At 59.4% G+C, this 20,661-nt stretch carries 22 protein-coding genes, 2 tRNA genes and 1 pseudogene; 17 read left to right on the top strand and 8 right to left on the bottom strand.

Translation table 11 applies throughout. The features are described 5' to 3' along the window. Window positions 1-119 precede the first annotated feature (119 nt). The 5 genes and pseudogenes from FHT92_RS05320 (at window position 120) to FHT92_RS05300 (ending at window position 1,985) form a co-directional block, all read left to right on the top strand. On the top strand, window positions 120-569 hold the full coding sequence (locus tag FHT92_RS05320; RefSeq protein ID WP_183823025.1) for a phasin: 450 nt from the start codon (window positions 120-122) through the stop codon (window positions 567-569). Window positions 570-696: 127 nt separating this feature from the next. Further along, a tRNA-His gene (locus FHT92_RS05315) sits at window positions 697-773 on the top strand. Between the two features lie 224 nt (window positions 774-997). Further along, window positions 998-1,237, top strand: a complete 240-nt coding sequence (locus FHT92_RS05310; protein WP_183823024.1) for a helix-turn-helix domain-containing protein — start codon at window positions 998-1,000, stop codon at window positions 1,235-1,237. 110 nt (window positions 1,238-1,347) lie between these two features. Then, a pseudogene (locus FHT92_RS05305) lies at window positions 1,348-1,784 on the top strand (DUF4174 domain-containing protein). 30 nt (window positions 1,785-1,814) lie between these two features. Next, window positions 1,815-1,985: a hypothetical protein gene (locus FHT92_RS05300; protein WP_183749024.1), complete on the top strand. Its 171-nt coding sequence runs from the start codon at window positions 1,815-1,817 to the stop codon at window positions 1,983-1,985. Here the strand turns inward: FHT92_RS05300 and FHT92_RS05295 are convergent. Beyond that, complete coding sequence (locus tag FHT92_RS05295; protein ID WP_183823022.1) at window positions 1,982-2,863, bottom strand: LysR family transcriptional regulator; 882 nt, start codon at window positions 2,861-2,863, stop codon at window positions 1,982-1,984. The two genes, FHT92_RS05300 and FHT92_RS05295, sit on opposite strands and share 4 nt — an antisense overlap. Further along, complete coding sequence (locus tag FHT92_RS05290) at window positions 2,860-3,174, bottom strand: putative quinol monooxygenase (protein WP_183823020.1); 315 nt, start codon at window positions 3,172-3,174, stop codon at window positions 2,860-2,862. The genes FHT92_RS05295 and FHT92_RS05290 overlap by 4 nt, the downstream gene beginning before the upstream one ends. A gap of 170 nt (window positions 3,175-3,344) precedes the next feature. On the opposite strand from FHT92_RS05290, the gene FHT92_RS05285 reads away from it, so the two are divergent. From FHT92_RS05285 to FHT92_RS05250, 8 genes are all read left to right on the top strand, one after another. After that, the gene (locus FHT92_RS05285) at window positions 3,345-4,841 is read left to right on the top strand and encodes a CoA-acylating methylmalonate-semialdehyde dehydrogenase (RefSeq protein WP_183823018.1); all 1,497 of its coding nucleotides are present in this window, start codon (window positions 3,345-3,347) and stop codon (window positions 4,839-4,841) included. A 169-nt stretch (window positions 4,842-5,010) separates the two neighbouring features. Next, window positions 5,011-5,490, top strand: coding sequence for an iron-responsive transcriptional regulator RirA (rirA, locus tag FHT92_RS05280; RefSeq protein WP_183823016.1), 480 nt, complete (start codon window positions 5,011-5,013; stop codon window positions 5,488-5,490). Window positions 5,491-5,835: 345 nt separating this feature from the next. Beyond that, a complete protein-coding gene (locus FHT92_RS05275; protein ID WP_183749029.1) occupies window positions 5,836-7,431 on the top strand; it encodes an ABC transporter substrate-binding protein in 1,596 nt (531 codons plus the stop codon). Window positions 7,432-7,517: 86 nt separating this feature from the next. Beyond that, a complete protein-coding gene (locus tag FHT92_RS05270; RefSeq protein ID WP_183749030.1) occupies window positions 7,518-8,522 on the top strand; it encodes an ABC transporter permease subunit in 1,005 nt (334 codons plus the stop codon). A 9-nt stretch (window positions 8,523-8,531) separates the two neighbouring features. Then, the gene (locus FHT92_RS05265) at window positions 8,532-9,422 is read left to right on the top strand and encodes an ABC transporter permease subunit (RefSeq protein ID WP_183749031.1); all 891 of its coding nucleotides are present in this window, start codon (window positions 8,532-8,534) and stop codon (window positions 9,420-9,422) included. A 1-nt stretch (window position 9,423) separates the two neighbouring features. After that, window positions 9,424-10,275, top strand: a complete 852-nt coding sequence (locus FHT92_RS05260) for an ABC transporter ATP-binding protein (RefSeq protein WP_183749032.1) — start codon at window positions 9,424-9,426, stop codon at window positions 10,273-10,275. After that, entirely contained in the window at window positions 10,275-11,114 is an 840-nt protein-coding gene (locus FHT92_RS05255) for a dipeptide ABC transporter ATP-binding protein (protein WP_183823014.1), read from the top strand. Before FHT92_RS05260 ends, FHT92_RS05255 begins: the two co-directional genes overlap by 1 nt. A gap of 45 nt (window positions 11,115-11,159) precedes the next feature. Beyond that, window positions 11,160-11,696, top strand: coding sequence for a gluconokinase (locus tag FHT92_RS05250; protein WP_183749034.1), 537 nt, complete (start codon window positions 11,160-11,162; stop codon window positions 11,694-11,696). Here FHT92_RS05250 and FHT92_RS05245 read toward each other — a convergent pair. The 3 genes from FHT92_RS05245 to FHT92_RS05235 all read right to left on the bottom strand — a co-directional run bounded on the left by FHT92_RS05245 (window position 11,686) and on the right by FHT92_RS05235 (window position 14,561). After that, window positions 11,686-12,933, bottom strand: a complete 1,248-nt coding sequence (locus FHT92_RS05245) for an FAD-binding oxidoreductase (RefSeq protein WP_183823012.1) — start codon at window positions 12,931-12,933, stop codon at window positions 11,686-11,688. The genes FHT92_RS05250 and FHT92_RS05245 overlap by 11 nt on opposite strands. 75 nt (window positions 12,934-13,008) lie before the next feature. After that, window positions 13,009-13,512 (bottom strand): isoprenylcysteine carboxyl methyltransferase family protein, encoded by a 504-nt coding sequence (locus FHT92_RS05240; RefSeq protein ID WP_183823010.1) that lies wholly within the window; start codon window positions 13,510-13,512, stop codon window positions 13,009-13,011. Beyond that, entirely contained in the window at window positions 13,509-14,561 is a 1,053-nt protein-coding gene (locus FHT92_RS05235) for a type III polyketide synthase (protein WP_183823007.1), read from the bottom strand. The genes FHT92_RS05240 and FHT92_RS05235 overlap by 4 nt, the downstream gene beginning before the upstream one ends. A gap of 172 nt (window positions 14,562-14,733) precedes the next feature. On the opposite strand from FHT92_RS05235, the gene FHT92_RS05230 reads away from it, so the two are divergent. Genes FHT92_RS05230 through FHT92_RS05220 form a run of 3 tightly spaced genes read left to right on the top strand, consistent with a single transcriptional unit; the run spans window position 14,734 to window position 16,717 of the window. Continuing rightward, window positions 14,734-15,270 carry a tetratricopeptide repeat protein gene (locus FHT92_RS05230; RefSeq protein WP_183749038.1) on the top strand — a complete coding sequence of 179 codons (537 nt, stop codon included), beginning with the start codon at window positions 14,734-14,736 and terminating at the stop codon, window positions 15,268-15,270. Between the two features lie 50 nt (window positions 15,271-15,320). Further along, window positions 15,321-15,926 carry an RNA polymerase sigma factor gene (locus tag FHT92_RS05225; protein ID WP_183823005.1) on the top strand — a complete coding sequence of 202 codons (606 nt, stop codon included), beginning with the start codon at window positions 15,321-15,323 and terminating at the stop codon, window positions 15,924-15,926. Continuing rightward, entirely contained in the window at window positions 15,923-16,717 is a 795-nt protein-coding gene (locus tag FHT92_RS05220) for an anti-sigma factor family protein (protein ID WP_183823003.1), read from the top strand. The genes FHT92_RS05225 and FHT92_RS05220 overlap by 4 nt, the downstream gene beginning before the upstream one ends. A 14-nt stretch (window positions 16,718-16,731) precedes the next feature. Here the strand turns inward: FHT92_RS05220 and FHT92_RS05215 are convergent, their stop codons facing one another. The 3 genes from FHT92_RS05215 to FHT92_RS05205 form a co-directional block, all read right to left on the bottom strand. After that, window positions 16,732-17,376, bottom strand: coding sequence for a hypothetical protein (locus FHT92_RS05215; RefSeq protein ID WP_183823001.1), 645 nt, complete (start codon window positions 17,374-17,376; stop codon window positions 16,732-16,734). Between the two features lie 188 nt (window positions 17,377-17,564). Then, window positions 17,565-18,122, bottom strand: a complete 558-nt coding sequence (locus FHT92_RS05210; protein WP_183822999.1) for a hypothetical protein — start codon at window positions 18,120-18,122, stop codon at window positions 17,565-17,567. Window positions 18,123-18,784: 662 nt separating this feature from the next. Continuing rightward, a tRNA-Gln gene (locus FHT92_RS05205) sits at window positions 18,785-18,858 on the bottom strand. Between the two features lie 246 nt (window positions 18,859-19,104). Between FHT92_RS05205 and FHT92_RS05200 the strand changes: the two genes are divergently transcribed. Beyond that, complete coding sequence (locus FHT92_RS05200) at window positions 19,105-20,661, top strand: Ppx/GppA phosphatase family protein (RefSeq protein WP_183822996.1); 1,557 nt, start codon at window positions 19,105-19,107, stop codon at window positions 20,659-20,661.

The following is a 20,661-nucleotide window of genomic DNA, read 5'->3' as shown; positions in this document are numbered from 1 at the left end:
AAAGGTTAACGTATTGTGCGTTGCACAATGATGTTGCAATGCACAACGAAATGCTCTATATAAGATTTATCCAATGTATCACGGGCACGAGCTTTGCCCATCCTAGAGGACGTTATCCGATGGCTACCATAAAGACCGACGACGTTTTTTCAATTGCCTCTTTCGACCCGAGCAAGCTGACCGAGTCCTTCCGCGACTTCGCCGAAAAGGGCGCTCAGCAGTCGAAGGAAGCCTATGCCAAGCTGAAGTCTGCAGGCGAAGAAGCCAGCAAGACGCTGGAAGCAACGGTGCAGACCGCGCAGGCCGGCAGCGTTGAAATCGGCCTCAAGGCAGTCGATGCGCTCCGCATCAATGCTGAAAGCTCGCTGTCGCACATGGAAGCGCTGCTCGGCGTCAAGTCCGTTGCCGAATTCTTCGAGCTGCAGACCTCTTTCCTGCGCAAGCAGGCTGAGATCACCATCGAGCAGGCGAAGTCGCTCCAGGAAACCACCAAGCAGGTTGCCGAAAAGGTTGCAAAGCCTTCCAAGGAAGCCGCTGAAAAGGTCATGGCATCCTTCAAGGCTGCTTGATCGACCATCCATATGCAATAAAGGCTGGACCGTGGGTTCGGCCTTTTTGTATATTGAGGGCAAATCGGGGCTTGAATTAAAGTTCAAGTCCTCGTATGTGACCCCCGTCGCGCCGAGCGCGGCATGTGCGGTTGTAGCTCAGTTGGTTAGAGCGCAGGTTTGTGGCACCTGAGGTCGGAGGTTCGAGACCCCCCAACCGTACCATTCTCTCCCATAAGTTGGTCTTCCTGTTCGGCAATGCACGGCATCGGCGCTTTTTGCCGTCAAAATGATGCCTCCTCGCATTTTGCTATTGCCGTTAACATTAGTTTACCTATTTATGTGCGGTGCGATGCAGCAATTGCCCATTCTTTCCGCTGCATTGCGAAATGCTGGCGGCTTGCCGCCTGGGGGTAGGGACAGTCCACCGAGGCATTAAGGAGAATTTGATGTCCATTTCTGTTCAGAATATAGAGGAATCGACCGCTGTTTCCCCGATTGACGCGGCAGCTGCGGTTCGGGACGCACGCAGTGCGGTTGGCTACAGCATTGAAGACCTCGCAGTCACCTGCGGTCTGGCCAATGGGGAAATCCTCGAAATCGAAAACGGCGAAAGTGCCGATCCGGCAAAGCTGAAGCGCATCGCAGCAGCCCTGCAGGTTCCGATTTCTGCTTTTCTGCATATCTGACTGTGCGACAGGGCCGATCAGCATTTTCTGATCGGCCGTCGTCCCCTTTATAAGACATGGTTGGAACTCTTGCGGCTCCCGCACCGTTCACCGGTGACGGGAGTATGTGTATGTCCAAGACCCTTCTTTACGGCGCAACGAAGATCGACGAGACGAACGCCGCCTATGCAGCGGTTGCTGGCCTCGAACAGTTCCAATGGAAGAACCGTGTCTTCTTTGTGATTGCCGATGCGGATAATTCCCGCGCTGCCCGTCAGGAAAATCAGTTGCTTGCCGATTGGGCCGCTCTTGAGGAGCGGGATATGATTGTTCTCAAGCTTGTTGGATCGAGCATCAAACCCTTGTTTGGAAGCGGCGACGGGCTGGACGGTGAGGCGCTTCGAGAAGAGCTGGAAGCGCCTGAGGCAGGAGAATTTGCGCCTTTCTGGTCGGCAAGGATGGTGCGATCAAGCTGAAGGCCAGCGAGCCGATCAGATCCGGCGAACTTTTCGCCATTATCGACAGCATGCCCGTGCGCGCTGGCGAAACCGTCAGGCACGAAAAATAATCCGATATCGTAATCGTAAAGGAGCCGGCCATGTCCGTCCCCAACGAACCCATTCCCGACCAGCCGCCGATGCCTTCACCGGGCTGGAAGCCGGAACCGCCGATCAAGGAGCCGGAGCCGGATCGCCTGCCGGATGAAACGCCGCTTCCCAATCCCGATGAGAATGAGGAACCGGCGAAACATCTCCGAACTGGGTATTAGAGGAAGATCTGCCTTTCCTCGTCAACGAGTTCCTGCAGGAAATCGATGACGCTGCGCACGCGCACCAGATCGCGCGCGCTTTCGTGGTAAGTCGTCCAGTAGGCGCGGCGGATGGACACCTGCGGCAGGATGCGCACCAGTTCCTGGTATTGCCGAGCGATATAGTCATGCAGGATACCGATGCCGGCACCTGAACGTACGGCCTCCGTCTGGCCGATCGCCGTCGAGATCTCGAACCCCGCATCCCAGCTGCGCATCACCTCGGCGGAGAAATTCAGGGAAGCAGTGAAGATCAGGTCTTCGACGTAGCCGATGCGCGGATGGGCCTTCAAGGCGTCGACATGTTCGGGCTTTCCATGCTGCGCCAGATAGTCCCGCGACGCGTAGAGGCCGAGCGTATAGTCGGTGAGTTTGGAGGAAACGAGGCGTCCCTGTTCCGGACGTTCCAGTGTGATGGCGATATCCGCTTCACGCTGCGACAGCGAAAAGGAACGCGGTACCGGCACGAGCTGGATCTTCAGTGCCGGATGACGCTCGATCAGCCGGCCCATGCGTGGCGCAAGAAAGGAAACGCCGAACCCATCAGGCGCGCCGACACGCACCGTTCCGGCAATTGCCGTATCGGTGTGTCCGAGATTGGCCTGCGCCGCAAGCATCTCCGTTTCCATTCGCTCAGCCGAGGCAAGAAAGATTGCGCCTTCGGCGGACAGCTCGCAGCCATTGGTCCGGCGTATGAAAAGCCGGGTTTTCAGCGCCTCTTCCAGCGAGGTCAGTCTGCGTGAGAGCGTGGCGTGATTGAGCCCCAGCCGTTTCGATGCGGCGAGGATCTGCCCGGCGCGGGCTACAGCCAGGAAAATACGAACGTCATCCCAGTTCATGGCTTTGAACGCATCGCGATGGGATCGACGTCTATGAGCGTCAGTGCTGTCACCATGCCTGATGTCTCGGTTTTGTATTTAAGAAAATGCGGCGTCTGCAGATGAGCTTCGTATGCTTCCCTGTTGGCATAGACCTCGAGGATACGGATTTTGTTCGGATGATCCCTGATGGAAACGGCATTCAGAGAAAGGACGCCGTCTTCCAGCGTGATGGATGCCTCGATTTCCTCGGCCAGCAGCGCGCGATAGGCTTCGATCCCGCCTGGATCGATCTCCAGTTCCGCCATTCTGACGATAGGTTTCCCGCTCATCGGTGACCCTCCCTTTGACTTGTCCGCGTACCATGCCAAGTTTTGGAGCAGGAGCACCGGTCACGGCAATAGAACTATAATATGCGCACAATGGTTGCTTATTGTAGCGCATTGATTTGTGCAAATTGAAGTGCGATTGTTGCGCCATCCAAAAGATCAGGAGGACCCCCATGCGTGAGATTGGTCATTTCATCGGCGGCAAGAAAGTCGCCGGCACCAGCGGCCGCACCAGCGACGTCTTCAACCCGGCGACCGGCGAAGTGCAGGCAAAGGTCGCGCTTGCAAGCGTCGAGGAATTGCGCGCCGCCGTCGAAAACGCCAAGGCTGCGCAGCCGAAATGGGCTGCCACCAACCCGCAGCGCCGTGCTCGCGTCTTCTTCAAGTTCGTCGAACTGCTGAACCAGCATATGGATGAGCTCGCAACGCTGCTTTCCAGCGAGCATGGCAAGACGGTCGAGGATTCCAAGGGCGATATCATCCGCGGCCTCGAAGTCTGCGAATTCGTCTGCGGCATTCCGCATCTTGCCAAGGGTGAATTTACGGAAGGCGCCGGCCCGGCGATCGACATGTATTCGATCCGCCAGCCCGTCGGCATCGGCGCCGGCATCACGCCCTTCAATTTCCCGGGCATGATCCCGATGTGGATGTTTGCCCCGGCAATCGCCTGCGGCAACGCCTTCATCCTGAAGCCTTCCGAGCGCGATCCGTCCCTTCCGATCCGCCTGGCCGAGCTGATGATCGAAGCCGGTCTTCCCGCTGGCATCCTGAACGTGGTCAACGGCGACAAAACGGCCGTCGATGCGATCCTCACCGATCCCGATATCGGCGCCGTCTCCTTCGTCGGCTCCACGCCGATCGCCCGTTACGTTTATGGAACGGCTGCGATGAACGGTAAACGCGCCCAGTGCTTCGGCGGCGCCAAGAACCACATGATCATCATGCCTGACGCCGATATGGACCAGGCCGTCAACGCGCTGATGGGCGCAGGTTACGGTTCTGCTGGCGAGCGCTGCATGGCCATCTCGGTTGCCGTCCCCGTCGGCGAGGAAACCGCCAACCGTCTCGTCGAGAAACTCACGCCCAAGATCGAATCCCTGCGCATCGGTCCCTATACCGATGAAAAGGCCGACATGGGACCGCTGGTCACCAAGGATGCCTATAACCGCGTCAACGGCCTTATCGACCGCGGCGTCGAAGAGGGCGCAAAGCTTCTCGTCGACGGCCGTGGTTTCAAGCTGCAGGGTTATGAAAACGGCTATTTCGTTGGCGGTACGCTGTTCGACAACGTCACGCCGGACATGGACATCTACAAGACGGAAATCTTCGGACCGGTTCTCTCCGTCGTTCGTGCCAAGAACTACGAAGAGGCCCTCGACCTGCCGATGAAACATGAATACGGCAACGGCGTCGCGATCTACACCCGTGACGGCGACGCCGCCCGCGACTTCGCCTCCCGCATCAATATCGGCATGATCGGCATCAATGTTCCGATCCCGGTTCCGCTCGCTTATCACTCCTTCGGCGGCTGGAAGGCTTCGAGCTTCGGCGACCTGAACCAGCACGGCACCGATTCGATCAAGTTTTGGACCCGGACCAAGACCGTTACCGCCCGCTGGCCGTCAGGCATCAAAAGCGGCGCCGAATTCGTCATGCCGACGATGAAGTGATCCAACTTATCTTTCGTCATCTGCAAGCAGGCCCGAGAAGGGCCTGTTTTCATTTGGAAACGCTGCGGCGAGCAGTCGCGGGAAACGTGAATGTGAATTTCATATTTTGGAATTGTTCAAAACTGTGAAAGCCATTATATACGGTCCACAAACGATTTAGGAGATCGGCATGCGGTTGACGAAGCAGACCAACTATGCGGTTCGCATGTTGATGTATTGTGCAGCCAATGAAGGACATTTGAGCCGGATTCCGGAGATTGCCAGGGCATACGGTGTTTCCGAGCTCTTTCTTTTCAAGATTCTGCAGCCTCTGAACAAGGCAGGCCTTGTCGAGACGGTGCGCGGCCGCAATGGTGGTGTCCGCCTTGGCAAGCCGGCGACCGATATCAGCCTTTTCGACGTGGTAAAGGTCACTGAAGACAGCTTCGCCATGGCGGAATGCTTTGAAGACGGTGTGGCCGAGTGCCCGCTGGTCGATAGTTGCGGTCTGAATTCGGCATTGCGCAAGGCGCTCAATGCCTTCTTCGACGTGCTGACCGAATATTCGATCGATGACCTGGTAAAGGCGCGGCCGCAGATCAACTTCCTCCTCGGCCTCACCGGCGAACAACACTATCGCAAGCCCGTCATTCCGGCACCGGCTGCGTAATACTTGGTATTCTGATATCATCATGAACCACGGCTGTTTTCGATAGCCGTGGTTTTTCATTTAACTCACGGATTGTTGATATATCAGAGCCGATTGAAACCGTTCTCAACGCTTTCCGCGACGCCAAATTGTACCAAAAGCGACAAAAATTCGGTTGAACGTGCTTCAATCTTGCAAATTTTGGCCTATTTTTGACCGAAAATTTCTAAAATTGTTTTCCTGGAAAAATTTTCTGCGGATCCCGTTGCTTTCAGCAAATAAATATCGTTCCATCGGCCCGCCGATCGGGCTAATGAGCGCCCGATCTCCAAAGATCAAAAAAGAACAAACCTGGGAAACGATATCATGAAAAAGTTCTCTGTCCTGCTCGCAGCGACAGCCCTGGCTTCGGTCATGGCCACCGCCGCGTATTCCAAGACGCTTGTCTATTGCGCCGAAGGATCGCCGGAAGGCTTCGATCCGAGCCTCTACACGGCAGGCACGACCTTCGACGCGTCTTCGCGTACGGTCTATAGCCGCCTCGTTGAATTCAAGCACGGCGGAACAGAGATCGAGCCGGGCGTTGCCGACAGCTGGACGGTTTCTCCGGATGGCAAGGAATATACCTTCAAGCTGCATCCCGGCGTGAAGTTCCAGACGACCGATTTCTTCACCCCGTCGCGCGATCTCACTGCTGACGACGTCGTCTTCTCCTTCGAGCGCCAGATCAAAACCGACAACCCGTGGAACAAGTATGTCGAAGGCGGTTCCTACGAATACGCCGCCGGCATGGGCTTCCCCGATCTCATCAAGTCGGTCGAGAAGGTTGACGATCTGACGGTCAAGTTCACGCTGAACAACCCGGAAGCTCCGTTCCTGGCCGACCTCGCCATGGACTTCGCATCCATCGTTTCCAAGGAATATGCCGACAAGCTCGCCGCTGACGGCAAGATGGCCCAGCTGAACCAGCAGCCGCTCGGTACCGGCCCGTTCACATTCGTTGCCTATCAGACGGATGCCGTCATCCGCTACAAGGCCAACGAAACCTACTTCAAGGGCAAGGAAAAGATCGACGATCTCGTCTTCGCGATCACGCCTGATGCCGCTGTCCGCGCCCAGAAGCTGAAGGCCGGCGAGTGCCACCTCGTTCCGTATCCGAACGCTGCTGACGTTGCCGAGCTCAAGAAGGATCCGAACCTCACGGTCATGGAACAGGCTGGCCTGAACGTCGGCTTCCTCGCCTACAACACCCAGCAGGCTCCGTTCGACAAGCCGGAAGTACGCCGCGCGCTGAACATGGCGATCAACAAGAAGGCGATCATTGACGCGGTCTTCCAGGGCGCTGCCCAGGTTGCCAAGAACCCGATCCCGCCGACCATGTGGTCCTATAATGACAAGATCGAAGACGACAAGTACGATCCGGAAGGCGCCAAGAAGGCTCTCGAAGCCGCTGGCGTGAAGGGCCTCTCCATGAAGGTCTGGGCAATGCCGGTTTCGCGTCCGTACATGCTGAACGCTCGCCGCGCCGCCGAACTGATCCAGGCAGACTTTTCCAAGATCGGCGTTAACGTCGAGATCGTCACTCATGAATGGGCCGAATACCTGAAGCTCTCCTCCGACGTGAAGCGCGATGGCGCCGTCATCCTCGGCTGGACCGGCGACAACGGCGACCCTGATAACTTCATGGATACGCTGCTCGGCTGCGACGCTGTCGGCGGTAACAATCGCGCTCAGTGGTGCAACAAGGACTACGATGCTCTGATGACGAAGGCCAAGGAGACGGCTGACGTTGCTGCCCGCACGAAGTTCTACGAAGAGGCACAGGAAATCTTCAAGAAGGAAGCTCCCTGGGCTCCGCTCGACCACTCGCTGGTTTTCGTTCCGGTCAGCAAGAAGGTGTCGGGCTTCCATATGGATCCGCTCGGCATCCACCGCTTCGACGGCGTTGATATCGCCGAATAAGAAAAATGGTAAATTGCCCGGCTGAAACCGGGCTCGACCGGCGGTCAGGTTCCACCTGACCGCCGGAAACTATTGGACAACCTGCTATGTTGCGATTTTTCATCGGGCGCCTCGCAGTCCTGATACCGACCTTCCTCGGCGTTTCGCTCATTGCCTTCTCGTTCATCCGCCTGCTTCCCGGCGACCCCGTCATGCTGTTGTCGGGCGAACGAACCATGGCACCCGAACGTCACGCCCAGATCATGCACGATCTCGGTTTCGACCGGCCCATGTATGTGCAGTATTTCGATTATCTCGGAAAAGTGCTGCACGGCGATCTCGGTACCTCGATCGTCACCAAACGTGCGGTCCTCGGCGAATTCTTCACGCTCTTCCCGGCAACGCTTGAGCTTTCGCTCTGCGCCATCCTGGTGGCAATCCTTCTTGGCGTGCCGGCCGGCGTCTTCGCTGCCGTCAAGCGCGGAACCTGGTTCGATCAGAGCGTGATGGGCGTCGCCCTGATCGGCTATTCGATGCCGATCTTCTGGTGGGGCCTGCTACTCATCATCTTCTTCTCCGGCTATCTCGGCTGGACGCCCGTCTCTGGCCGCATCTCACTGATGTATTTCTTCAAACCCGTCACCGGCTTCATGCTGATCGACAGTTTGCTCTCCGGCCAGAAGGGCGCCTTCGCCTCGGCCGTCAGCTATCTCATTCTGCCGACCGTGGTGCTTGCCACCATTCCGCTTGCGGTTATCGCCCGCCAGACCCGCTCGGCGATGCTCGAAGTGCTGGGCGAGGATTATGTGCGCACCGCCCGCTCCAAGGGCCTGGCACCGTTGCGCGTCGTCGGCGTTCATGCGCTTAGAAACGCCATGATCCCGGTCGTCACCACGATCGGCCTGCAGGTCGGCGTGCTGCTCGCAGGCGCCATTCTTACCGAGACGATCTTCTCCTGGCCGGGCATCGGCAAGTGGATGGTCGATGCTGTCTTCAAGCGCGACTATGCAGTCGTCCAGGGTGGTCTTCTGTTGATCGCCGGCATCATCATGCTGGTGAACCTGATCGTCGACCTTGCCTACGGCTTCATCAATCCGCGTATCAGACACTAGGAGCGGTCCATGAGCACGGTTACTGCAAAATCCGACCAGCCCTCCGCCCTCACGGAATTCTGGTACTACTTCTCGCGAAACAAGGGCGCCGTCATCGGCCTCTTCGTCTTCGCCATCATTCTTCTCATGGCGATCTTTGCGCCTCTCGTCTCGCCGCACGCGCCGACCGAGCAGAACCGCGAGCTTCTGCTTTCCGTCCCTTTCTGGATGGATGGCGGCAGCTTCTCCTATCCGCTCGGAACGGATGCCGTCGGCCGCGATATTCTCTCGCGTCTGATCTTCGGTGCACGCTTCTCGCTGTTCATCGGTGTCGTGGTCGTCACGCTTTCGGTGGTTGCGGGCGTATTGATTGGCCTCGTCGCCGGTTATTTCCGTGGCCGTGTCGATATCGTCATCATGCGCCTCATGGATATCATCCTGGCTTTCCCGTCACTCCTTCTGGCCCTCGTGCTCGTCGCGGTGCTCGGTCCCGGCCTGCTCAACGCCATGATCGCCATTTCGATCGTCAACCAGCCGCATTTCGTGCGCCTGACGCGTGCCGCCGTCATGAGCGAGCGTGAAAAGGAATATGTGGTGGCGTCCCGCGTCGCGGGTGCCGGCACCTTCCGGCTGATGTTCAAGACGATCCTGCCGAATTGCCTGGGACCGCTGATCGTACAGGCGACGCTCGCCTTCTCTGCCGCGATCCTGGATGCAGCCGCCCTCGGTTTCCTGGGCCAGGGCGCACAGCCGCCGACACCCGAATGGGGCACGATGCTCGCCGAAGCCCGCGAATTCATATCGCGCGCCTGGTGGGTCGTTACATTTCCGGGTCTTGCGATCCTGATCACAGTTCTTGCCATCAACCTGATGGGTGACGGCCTGCGTGATGCGCTCGACCCCAAGATGAAGAGGTCCTGAGATGGCGCTCCTCGAAATTGAAAATCTCGTCGTCGAATTCCAGACCTCGACGGGTCCTTTCCGCGCCGTCGATGGCGTTTCGTTGAAGGTCGACGCGGGCGAAGTCCTGGCGATCGTCGGCGAATCCGGCTCCGGCAAATCGGTCTCGATGCTGGCTGCCATGGGCCTTCTGCCCTGGACGGCAAAGGTGACGGCAGACAAGATGGTCTTCGACGGCCAGAACCTACTGGGCATGTCCGGTGCCAAGCGCCGCGAGATCATCGGCAAGGATATGTCGATGATCTTCCAGGAACCGATTGCCAGCCTCAATCCCTGCTTCACCGTCGGCTTCCAGATCGAAGAGGTGCTGAGAATTCACCTCGGTCTGGACAAGGCGGCGCGGCGCAAGCGCGCAATCGAGTTGTTCCAGGCGGTCGGCATTCCCGATCCCGCCGAGCGGCTTGGCCATTTCCCGCACCAGATGTCGGGCGGTCAGTGCCAGCGCGTCATGATCGCTATCGCCATTGCCTGCAACCCGAAGCTCCTGATCGCCGATGAGCCGACCACCGCGCTCGATGTGACCATCCAGAAGCAGATCCTCGATCTGCTGATGCGCCTGCAGACGGAGCATCGCATGGGCCTGATCATGATCACCCACAATATGGGCGTGGTTGCCGAGACGGCCGACCGGGTGATCGTCCAGTACAAGGGCCGCAAGATGGAAGAGGCCGACGTGCTCTCGCTCTTCGAGGCGCCCAAGAGCGATTACACGCGGGCACTGCTCGCCGCCCTTCCAGATAATGCGACCGGCGACCGGCTACCGACCATCGGCGAACTTTTCAATCCGAATAAGACTGTGGAAGGAGCGGCCTGATGACGCCAGTTCTCGAAGGAAAGAACATCGTCCGCGACTATTACCTGCCGGGCGGCCTCTTCAAGAAGGCAAGGACGGTTCATGCCGTCAAAGGCGTGAGCTTCAGCGTCGAGCAGGGCAAGACGCTTGCGATCGTCGGCGAAAGCGGTTGCGGCAAGTCGACGCTTGCCCGCATCGTGACGATGATCGATCCCGCCACGTCGGGCGAACTCTTCATCGACGGCAAGAAGGTCGATATCTTCAAGGGCGATCTGACGCCGGAAATCCGCCGCAAGGTCCAGATCGTCTTCCAGAATCCCTACGGATCGCTGAATCCGCGCAAGAAGATCGGCGATATCCTGATGGAACCGCTGATCATCAACACCAACACGCCGGCTTCCGAGCGGCGCGACCTGGCAATGGCGATGCTGAAAAAAGTCGGCCTGCAGGACGTTCACTTCAACCGCTTTCCGCACATGTTCTCTGGCGGCCAGCGTCAGCGTATCGCCATTGCCCGCGCGCTGATGCTGAACCCGCGGCTCCTGGTTCTCGACGAACCGGTCTCCGCACTCGACCTGTCTGTACAGGCGCAGGTGCTCAACCTCCTTGCGGACCTGCAGGACGAACTGAACCTGACCTATGTCTTCATCAGCCACGACCTGTCTGTTGTTCGCTATATGGCAGACGAGGTTATGGTGATGTATTTCGGCGAGGCGGTCGAATACGGCACGCGGGAGCAGGTTTTCAACGATCCGCAGCACAATTATACCAAGACCCTGTTTGCAGCGACCCCGCGGGCGGATGTCGATACGATCAAGGCACGTCTTGCACGCAAGGCCGCTGCCGTCTCTGCAGCCTAGTAAGGCCGCAGATATCTCACGCTGGAACGATGACCGAGATGAGCTATGACCGAGAATAACGGAAGTCTCCATGCAATCATCGTCATGGGAGTGAGCGGTTCCGGCAAATCCTCGATCGGCGAAAAGATAGCGGCGGGCCTCGGCCTGCCGTTCGTCGAAGGCGACGCCCTTCATCCCGCTTCCAACGTCGAGAAAATGTCGAAGGGCATTCCGCTGACCGACGAGGACCGGATGCCCTGGCTCGACCGTATCGGCGAGACGATGAAGGCATCGCTTGCCAAGGGCGAAGGCATCATCGTCTCCTGCTCGGCGCTGAAGCGTATCTACCGCGACCGCTTGCGGGCGGCAGCTGGCGGCAACCTCTATTTCGTTTATCTCGAAGGCTCGAAAGAGCTGCTGACGGACCGCATGGCGCACCGCAAGGGCCACTTCATGCCGACGTCGTTGCTGGAAAGCCAGCTACAGACACTGGAAGTGCCGACAGGCGAAAAGGGCGTCGTGACCGTCGATATCGATGATACGATCGAGGATATCGCGGCGAAGGCCCTGAAGGCTCTCGCTGCCCTTGGTATTACGGGTTGAACCGGCTGGGCGAATAGGCCGCGATATTGATGAACGGCGTCTCGCCGCTCATCAGTTCCGCCAGCACACGTCCCGTCACCGGCCCGAGCGTCAGCCCGTGATGGGCATGGCCGAAGGCAAACCACAGGCCCTGATGGCGCGGCGCCTTGCCGATAACAGGCATCATGTCAGGCGTGCAGGGCCGGGCACCCATCCACGGTTCCGGATCCAGTCTCTCACCCAGCGGGAATATCGTGCGCGCCACGGCTTCGGCCCGGTCGAGCTGCACCGGGGTCTTCGGCGCGTCCAGCGCTGCGAATTCCGCACCCGTCGTCAGGCGCACGCCCTTGTTCATTGGAGCAAGGAAATAGCCGCGCTCGGAATCGAGTGTCCAGTTGTTGAGCACCGCATTGCCCTGAACGCTGTAATGCATGTGGTAGCCGCGCTTGACGCCAAGCGGGAAGGAATAGCCGAGACGCCGCGTCGCGACCGCCGCCCAGGGACCGAGCGCCATGACGGCGTCGTCGGCTTCCAGCGATCCCTCCGACGTCATGATCTTCCAGCCGGAGCCGGCTTGCCCGAGCGAGGCCGCATCCCCGGTCACGAACCTGCCGCCGAGGCTTTCGAAATAGCTGCGGTAGGCACGCGTCAGCGCATGAGGATCGAGGACCGACCACGGGTCGATCCAGCGCAGGCCGCCGACGAAATCGCCCATGATGTTGGGTTCCAGACGGGCGATATCAGATGAGGTCAGGCTTTCGTAGCTGACGCCGAATTGATTCTTCCAGAGAGCCGCCTCCGCAAAGGCCTCGTCGCGTTTGGCTTCGGTGCGGAAAATCTTCATCCAGCCATCCTTGCGGATCAGCGCTTCGGCATGCGAGGCCTCGATCAGATCCTTGTGCTCGGTGATCGAATTCTCGATCAGCGGCGCATAGGCCTTGGTGATCATCTCGTGCCGCTTCGGATTGGAGTTCCACCAGTAGCGGGCGAGGAAGGCGAGCTGGCTCGGCAGCGCCTTCAGGTGATAATGCGCATCGATGCGGTTGTTCAGCGCATAGCGCAGCAGCAGGCCGAGCTGCTGGGGAAAACCATAGGGCATGACGCCTTCGCGCTGGATCAGGCCGGCATTGCCGAAGGAGGTTTCGTTACCCGGCTCCTTGCGGTCGATGAGGGTCACCTGCCGACCGCGACGTTGAAGATGGATGGCCGTCGAAACCCCGACGATACCGGCGCCGAGCACGATTGCGTTTTTGGTCATTTTCCCTGCATTCCGCTGTATTTTGAGGCCTAAAATGCCCATCTCGATGCTGCGGTGCAAACGAAAAATCGCATATCATTTCAAAATCATTGCGCTTTTCAGTGCGGCATTTTCAGCCCTGATGCGGATCGTCAGGATTGCGGCATTGAGGAGCGAAAAGACGAGCGCATAGAGCGGCATGCCGAAGGCAAGGGGCAGGGTGGCGATCTCGCCGATGACGATCATATAATTCGGATGTTTGAAGAAGCGGTAGGGGCCGCCTTCGACGAGCGGCGCGCCGGGCAGGATGATGATGCGCGTCGTCCAGCGCTCCCCAAGCGTCACTAGCACCCAGAGCCGCAGCACCTGCAGCAGCATGAAAACACCGAACCAGAAGAGCTGGATCGCCTGTCCCGTCGCGAGCATCCAAAGCCCGGCGAGCCAGCCCGTATGGAGCGCCACCATATAGGGGTAATGATCGGGCGCGATCTCGCGGGCTCCCCTTGCAAAGAGCGCCATCGTGTTTCGGCGCGCGATGACAAGTTCGGAGAGCCGCTGGGCGGTCACGAAGGTGAGCAGTGCGATGGAAGGCCACATCATGCGACCCTCCGCAATGTCACGCAGCTTGCGGTAAAGCCCGGCCCCATGGCGATCATCGCCGCCCGGTCCGGCAGGCCTCTGCTGATAGCGCGCTCCAGAACGAAGAGCACTGTCGGCGAGGACATATTGCCGTAATCTGCAAGCACCGACCGCTCGATATCGAGGCTATTGGGCGCCATGGAAAGCGCACTCTCCATCGCCGCCACAACCTTGGTGCCGCCGGGATGACAGATGAAGCGGTCGATATCACCCCGCTTGAGCCCGCTGCGCGCCAGGATACCGTCGATCGCCGGGCCGAGTTCCTTTTCTGCAAATGGCGGCAGTCCCTGCGCCAGCAGGATGCCGAGCCCGGTATCGTCGATCTTCCAGCCCATGATGTCGAGCGTATCGGGAAACAGGTGATCGCCAGCCGATTCCACTTCCGCCACGCCACCTTTACCCGATCGCAGCACGCAGGCTGCAGCCCCGTCGCCGAAGAGCGCGGTGGCAATGATGTTCGGTTTCGTCAGTTCATCCAGACGGAAGGCGAGTGTGCAAAGCTCTATGGCGACGAAGAGCACCACGGCATCCGGGCGGCTGCGCGCCAGCCGCGAGGCGATGCCGAAACCGGAAACGCCGGCAGCACAGCCAAGCCCGAAGACGGGCACGCGCTCGATATTCGCGCGAAAGCCGAGCCGGCCAGCGAACCGCGCATCAAGACTCGGCGTGGTGATGCCGGTGGATGAGACCGTGACCACGCAATCGACCTCACCGGCTGTCAGCCCGGCCTGATCAAGCGCACGCGTTGCCGTCTCTTCGAACAATGCGCCGGCGACCTGCTCATAGGCCTCCATCCTGTCCTGCCAGCCATGCGTCTCTTCAAACCAGGAGAGGGGACGGGCGGCATGACGTTTTGCGATGCCGGCATTGTCGAACACGCGCGCGAGGTGGCGAAATTCCTTGAAGCGATCGGCAAACAGGCGCGCGGAGGCCTCCGCGGCCTGGCTCTGCGAGATGATATGGTCAGGCACTGCAGTGGCGAGACTTAAAAGTCTGACGGATTGAGTCACGGTATGCTCCTTATCGCCCCCGGCGGAACGAGCGGAAAACACGCTGGCTGCAAAGTTTATTCGACGTGGCGCCCTTCACGAAGCCGTGACCGAAAAATTCAAAGGCCCGCCGAATAAAGCTTGATGCAGCGGTGTTCACTCCTCGCAACGTCATTTTTCGAGGAGTTATCCCATGACGATCAAGACTGTCCGCATTGCTTCCCTCCTGCTCGGCGGCTGCATTGCCGCGTCTGTCTTCTCCGGCCCCGTCTTCGCGATCGGCGACGATAGCAGCACTATGCCGACCTGCAAGAAGGGCGAGATCTACGACAAGAAGGCAAAGAAATGCGTCAAGCAACAGAGCGCCAACGTAACGGACGAGAACCGCACCGATTACGCCTACTCGCTCGCCAAGGCCGGCCGCTATGAAGAAGCGCTCGCCATGCTCGACACTGTCAAAGATCAGAACAATGCCGAATGGCTGAATTATCGCGGTTACGCCACCCGCAAACTCGGCCGCACGGATGAAGGTATCTCCTACTACCTGCAATCGGTGAAGCTTGATCCGCAATATGCCAAGGTCCGCGAATATCTCGGCGAAGCCTATGTCATCAAGGGTCAGCTCGACCTCGCAAAGGAGCAGTTGACAACCATCAAGGCGATTTGCGGCACGGGCTGCGAAGAATATCAGGATCTCAACGCCGCCATTCTTGATCCGTCGAAGATCTGAACCCGGGCCAAGGCAGGAGAGAGGCAAGGTTGATTGAAGGCTATTTCCGGATGTCGGTCGCACACACCACATTTCCTGCCTATAGTCGCGCCAGAACGGAATCGCCGGCCCCGCCGGCGGTCCCGAAACAGTTAGTATGCGCGGAGGCAACCATCGCGAGCGAAGCGGATATCAGGAGCGGCCTGACGGAGCATCTTTCCCGTCTGTGGCGCTATGGCCTCGTTCTTTCGCATCAGCGTGATGTGGCCGATGACCTCGTGCAGGCGACCTGTGTTCGCGCGCTGGAGCGGGCCGATCAGTTTATAGCAGGCACGCGGCTCGACCGCTGGCTGTTTTCGATCCTGCATTCGATCTGGCTGAATGAGATCCGTGCCCGCCGCGTACGCCAGGGGCAGGGTTTCGTCGATGCCGACGAGACGCTCACCTTCGACGGCGCCCGCGATACCGAAACGCATGTCATGGCGAACCAGGTTTTGAAACAGGTGCACGCGCTGCCGGAGGCGCAGCGATCGGCGGTGTTTCTCGCCTATGTCGAAGGACTTTCCTATCGCGAGGTCGCTGCCATACTGGATGTTCCGATCGGCACCGTGATGAGCCGGCTGGCAGCCGCCCGCGCGAAGCTCTCCGAAACCGTATCGGCAGGGGGATTCGAATGAACACGAAGCATAAAATGCCCTCCGACGAGGAACTGACCGCCTTCATCGATGGTGAGCTTGCGCCCGAAGAGGCTGCCCGCATCGAGGCTATGATCGAGGCAGATGAGGCTGTCGCCGAACGGCTGGAATTCCTGGCGCATGCAAGCCTGCCTTACAAGCAGGCCTTCGCGCCGCTGCTCGATGCCGCTCCGCAGGCAAAGCTCGAAGCCATGTTAGCGGCCATTCCTACCGCCCAGCCTGCAAGACCGGCTGCCTTCGTGAGCCGTCGCGGCTTTCTCGGCGCGCTTGCTGCTTCGATCGTTGCCGGCATCGCCGTCGATCGCGCCGTGATCGGTGTCGGCGCAAGGCTCTCGGGCAAGGATGAAAACAGCGAATGGCGCGCCGTCGTTGCCGAATATATTTCGCTCTATACGCCGGAGACGCTCACCGGTCCGGTTCCGCCCAGAGATGTGCAGGCAGCGCAGCTCGCCAGTCTGGATGGCGACCTCCGCCTGCAACTCTCGCCAGAGCAGGTCGCCCTGCCGGATATCGATTTCAAGCGCGCCCAGATCCTGCAATATGATGGCAAGCCGCTCGCACAGATCGCCTATCTGGATCCCAAAACCGGCCCCATGGCGCTCTGCATCGTCGCCTCCGACGGCGGCCCCAAAGCCCCCGATATCGAGGGCCGCAAGGGCATGAACGTCGTCTACTGGTCAAGCGCCGCCCATGCCTTCATGCTGATCGGCCATGCCCCTGTCGACCGCATGACGGAGATCGCCGACGCCATCAGGGGCAAAATTTCGGTCTAGGCTGACGGACGGCCTCAATTAGCTACGCTCGCAAGCCGAAGATTTGCCTGTGACGCATTGAGAACCTGTGGCTGGGCGTTCACCTCGATGACGCCAGATGGTTTCTGCCTGACGCCCGGCCGTGGCGCCTTGGCCGGAACCGGCGCACTCGCTGCCTTGCCGGGAGCGCAATTGCCTGACATGTTGCTCTCGACATGGGGCTTGCCGTTGCCCGTGCTGACGTAACGGACGCTGCGGGTGCAGACGCCGTTACCGGATATGGTGGAGACCATGGAATATCCCCGCACTCCGGCCGGCAGATCGCTGAGACCGATCGTCGTCAGATTGCCCGGTGATATCAGCATCATGCTGTCGGCTTGCTGCAGCATGGCGGCAGCCTCGCGATCCATGTCGGCGGATATGCGGTCGAGATCGGCAAAGGGTGTCGAAGGCCAGAAAGGATCGAAGAAACCGGGCTCCGGCTGACTGTCGATGCGGACCTGCGGCGGCCAGTCGCCGGCATAGCGAATTTGTTCAATGGAACCATCCGGCAGTCGCACCACGAACACGTGGGTATTGGCGGGTTTGTGGGCGATCGTCTCGGCCGCAGCCGGGCCGGCAAGTTCTGCGGCGGCGATGACAGCGGCACTCATCAGGAATGCGATACGAAGCTTTTGCACAATGACCTCCTGAACTGGAAGAACACTATCCAACCGCCCGCGTGGGCAAGCGCGGCGGCAGGACGGATGATCACTGTGACGCCGGCCAAATTTGTGGCGCTTCGCTGCGACGTGGCGCCGCAGACGGGCAGCAACTCCAGCAAAAAGTGCCCTGATTTTGCGTTCGGAATTGCGTGGAGACAGAGAGTTTAGAACGGCTGGGTCTTGTCGGACACCGGGCTGATCTGATTGGCGGGAACGAGACGGTTCAGGCAGTTGACATAGGTCGTATACATCTGCTGGAGCCGCGAGAGCGGCACGACCCACGATCCTTCATTTCCGGCAAAATCCAGTTCCATATCGGGCGTGCCAATAAAGGAATTCTTGAGGATCTTCTTGATCTGCGCCACGGCCGTCTTGTCGCTGGCCGGCAGGATGCGAAGCGTCTTGCTGTCGAAGAATTCGGCCGGTACGGCCTTGGTGCCGGAATAGCCGACAAGCGTTACCTTGGTCGCCGTGCCCCTGGGGATATCCCAGCCATCCTTCGAGAGGAGCCACATGACGCTGTCGAGGCTCTGGCGGAATTCAGCCGTCTTGCCGAGCTCGTCGTTCCAGACCAGTCGGCAATAGGACGGCTTCTCGTCGACAAACCCGACCGACCACTGCCGCGCTTCGCCCATCCACTCCGTCTCGCCTGATGCCGTTTCGCTGTGGGCTGTCGCCGGAATGAGAAGTGCTGTCAGCAATAATGCAGAAAAGGTCTTCATGGCTCGAACCGTCTCCAAGTCGTGAGGTGATTCTACCGACGGAAGGTTGAGTTTTTGCTACCGGGGTCACCTCAAGCGTTCCGGCATGCGGCCTGGATTGGCGTATTCGCGGCGATGTGAGCGGCGAGCTTTGGGCGAGATGGTCGCAGCGAGTTCGAGCATGCCCGGTGAGAGCGGGAACGGACCTTTCGGCAGATGTTGGCGCACCCGACTGGAGACGCTATCTTCGGACGGTTTTCTTTTACGACGGCCGGCAGAATTGCTTACGCCGCTTACGATTGCACATATGAACATCGTAAGCGAATTTCCGCAATGGTTTCAAAGAATTACTGCTTCGCTTACGAACTTACGAAGATAATAGTGAAACTCAGATGGAGAGACAGCCGGTATTCCAGCGGCTGTTGGCTCTCCCCAAGAGAGTTGGAGATAGGTCGTAATTTCGTAAGTTCGTAAGCGCGGCAGTTAAAATTATGATTTTCTTATCTAATCGCGCTTACGAAATTTGCCCGCGAACGGCCGCGCTTACAAATTCGGGTATCACACCGATGACGCCCAGCGGTTCGCAGGTGATCTCGAGGCCGATATCAGACGAACGGCTTTTACGAGGGCGCCACGACGATTGATGACAACTAAAATCAACGAATTAAAGGCTTTTGAGAAATTGGCTGGGGAACCTGGATTCGAACCAAGATCGACGGAGTCAGAGTCCGCTGTTCTACCATTGAACTATTCCCCAGCAGCTGCGAACCCAAGTTGGCTCGGCTGGTGTGCGGCGCTTATAAACAAAAGCTGGCGGATTGCAAATACCCGTTTTGAAAAAATTCGACCCTTCCAATCCGCGTGAAAATCGGGCGGCTAAAATCCGGAATCAAAAAGAATTTGGTGATTTCGCCGGTCGCTGATATCTTCGCGCCAACGCAAAAATCGAATGAGCGCCTGCTGCATACCTTTCAGGACTTGCGCGGCGCGATGGAAAACGAACGTGGAAGACCCCGAAGGCGGCGCTAGGCCGCAATTTGACGGGGCGTCGGCGGCAGGGCGCAAGGACGGCAAGAAGTCCAGGCGCCGTAAGGGCAAGCGTGGCGGGCAATCCCGCAACGCCGCTCAGCCCGCTTCGCATGATCTTTCCGGCCATGCCGGCGAGACAGCGCGCCCGAAGGAAGACACGGAAAGCCCGGCCCGTAAGCGGAAACGCCGCCGTCGTGGTGGGCGTGGCGCATCTCAACCCGACATCGCCGCTCAGCCCCAAGCCGTTGCTCAGATCGTCACGCACAGTCATGGCGGAACACGGCCGGATGGCGATTCGCCCTCCAGCCGCCGCAACCGCCGCAAGCATCGCAGCAAGCGTGGTCTGCAGGGCAGGCCGCTCGTCCCTGTGCAGGCGCCGCCGTCTGCGAGACCCGAGCATCGCGCCGACGCTCCTACGCGGCCTTCTCCGCGCGAGGTCCACGACGCCGAAGCTGCAAATCGCAGGAGCCGGCAGTCAGGTCCTGAAGTTGAGCGGGCAGGGGGCGAACATCCCTGGCCGGATGAGCTCTATGCGGCGCTTGATCTCGGCACCAACAATTGCCGTCTGCTGATCGCTCAGCCCACGCGCCCCGGCCAGTTCCGCGTCGTCGATGCGTTTTCCCGTATCGTGCGCCTCGGCGAAGGGCTTGCCGCCAGCGGCAGGCTGTCCGACGAAGCGATGGAGCGGGCTGTCGATGCGCTCAGGATTTGCGCCTCCAAGCTTCGGAGCCGCGAGATCCGCCGCATGCGGCTGATTGCGACCGAGGCCTGCCGCCAGGCGGCCAATGGCGAGGAATTTCTGAAACGCGTCGTGGCAGAAACCGGGCTGGACCTCGAAATCATCGATCGCGAAACCGAGGCGCGACTTGCCGTGTCCGGCTGCTCGTCGCTGGTCGGCCGCGAGACGCGCTCCGTCGTTCTTTTCGATATCGGTGGCGGCTCCTCGGAGATCGCCGTCATCCGCATCGGCGATAACCGCTTCGCCCGCCTTGCCAATCACATCACCCACTGGACCTCGCTGCCCGTCGGCGTCGTTACTCTCTCGGAACGGCACGGTGGCCGGGATGTGACGCCGGAGGTTTTCGAGGGCATGGTAAGCGAGGTTGCGGGCATGCTGTCGAATTTCGATTGCCCCGAGATCGAGATTGCCGAAGATGGCGATTTCCATCTGATCGGCACTTCGGGCACGGTGACGACACTCGCTGGCGTGCATCTCGACCTGCCGCGTTACGACCGCCGCAAGGTCGATGGCATATGGCTGTCAGATGATGAGGTTTCCGCCATGCAGGCGAAGCTTCTCTCCTGGAATTTCGAAAGCCGCGCCGCCAATCCCTGCATAGGGCCGGATCGCGCCGATCTGGTGCTTGCAGGCTGCGCCATTCTGGAGGCGATCCGCCGCCGCTGGCCGAGCCCGCGCATGCGTGTTGCCGATCGCGGCTTGAGGGAAGGTCTGCTCACCGACATGATGGCCGATGACGGCGTCTGGCGGCGGAATCGCAACCGTCGCGGCCAGCGGGGAAACAAGGGGTAG

Source organism: Rhizobium sp. BK377 (genome assembly GCF_014193935.1).
In the GTDB taxonomy this organism is placed as follows: Bacteria; Pseudomonadota; Alphaproteobacteria; order Rhizobiales; family Rhizobiaceae; genus Rhizobium.
This window is presented reverse-complemented; position numbering and strand designations above follow the sequence as displayed.

What these genes read in the sequence shown, in the direction of transcription:
- FHT92_RS05320 (WP_183823025.1), top strand. Translation starts at nt 120, where the DNA reads ATGGCTACCATAAAGACCGACGACGTTTTTTCAATTGCCTCTTTCGAC.
- FHT92_RS05310 (WP_183823024.1), top strand. Translation starts at nt 998, where the DNA reads ATGTCCATTTCTGTTCAGAATATAGAGGAATCGACCGCTGTTTCCCCG.
- FHT92_RS05300 (WP_183749024.1), top strand. Translation starts at nt 1,815, where the DNA reads ATGTCCGTCCCCAACGAACCCATTCCCGACCAGCCGCCGATGCCTTCA.
- FHT92_RS05295 (WP_183823022.1), bottom strand. Translation starts at nt 2,863, where the DNA reads ATGAACTGGGATGACGTTCGTATTTTCCTGGCTGTAGCCCGCGCCGGG.
- FHT92_RS05290 (WP_183823020.1), bottom strand. Translation starts at nt 3,174, where the DNA reads ATGAGCGGGAAACCTATCGTCAGAATGGCGGAACTGGAGATCGATCCA.
- FHT92_RS05285 (WP_183823018.1), top strand. Translation starts at nt 3,345, where the DNA reads ATGCGTGAGATTGGTCATTTCATCGGCGGCAAGAAAGTCGCCGGCACC.
- rirA (WP_183823016.1), top strand. Translation starts at nt 5,011, where the DNA reads ATGCGGTTGACGAAGCAGACCAACTATGCGGTTCGCATGTTGATGTAT.
- FHT92_RS05275 (WP_183749029.1), top strand. Translation starts at nt 5,836, where the DNA reads ATGAAAAAGTTCTCTGTCCTGCTCGCAGCGACAGCCCTGGCTTCGGTC.
- FHT92_RS05270 (WP_183749030.1), top strand. Translation starts at nt 7,518, where the DNA reads ATGTTGCGATTTTTCATCGGGCGCCTCGCAGTCCTGATACCGACCTTC.
- FHT92_RS05265 (WP_183749031.1), top strand. Translation starts at nt 8,532, where the DNA reads ATGAGCACGGTTACTGCAAAATCCGACCAGCCCTCCGCCCTCACGGAA.
- FHT92_RS05260 (WP_183749032.1), top strand. Translation starts at nt 9,424, where the DNA reads ATGGCGCTCCTCGAAATTGAAAATCTCGTCGTCGAATTCCAGACCTCG.
- FHT92_RS05255 (WP_183823014.1), top strand. Translation starts at nt 10,275, where the DNA reads ATGACGCCAGTTCTCGAAGGAAAGAACATCGTCCGCGACTATTACCTG.
- FHT92_RS05250 (WP_183749034.1), top strand. Translation starts at nt 11,160, where the DNA reads ATGACCGAGAATAACGGAAGTCTCCATGCAATCATCGTCATGGGAGTG.
- FHT92_RS05245 (WP_183823012.1), bottom strand. Translation starts at nt 12,933, where the DNA reads ATGACCAAAAACGCAATCGTGCTCGGCGCCGGTATCGTCGGGGTTTCG.
- FHT92_RS05240 (WP_183823010.1), bottom strand. Translation starts at nt 13,512, where the DNA reads ATGATGTGGCCTTCCATCGCACTGCTCACCTTCGTGACCGCCCAGCGG.
- FHT92_RS05230 (WP_183749038.1), top strand. Translation starts at nt 14,734, where the DNA reads ATGACGATCAAGACTGTCCGCATTGCTTCCCTCCTGCTCGGCGGCTGC.
- FHT92_RS05225 (WP_183823005.1), top strand. Translation starts at nt 15,321, where the DNA reads ATGTCGGTCGCACACACCACATTTCCTGCCTATAGTCGCGCCAGAACG.
- FHT92_RS05220 (WP_183823003.1), top strand. Translation starts at nt 15,923, where the DNA reads ATGAACACGAAGCATAAAATGCCCTCCGACGAGGAACTGACCGCCTTC.
- FHT92_RS05210 (WP_183822999.1), bottom strand. Translation starts at nt 18,122, where the DNA reads ATGAAGACCTTTTCTGCATTATTGCTGACAGCACTTCTCATTCCGGCG.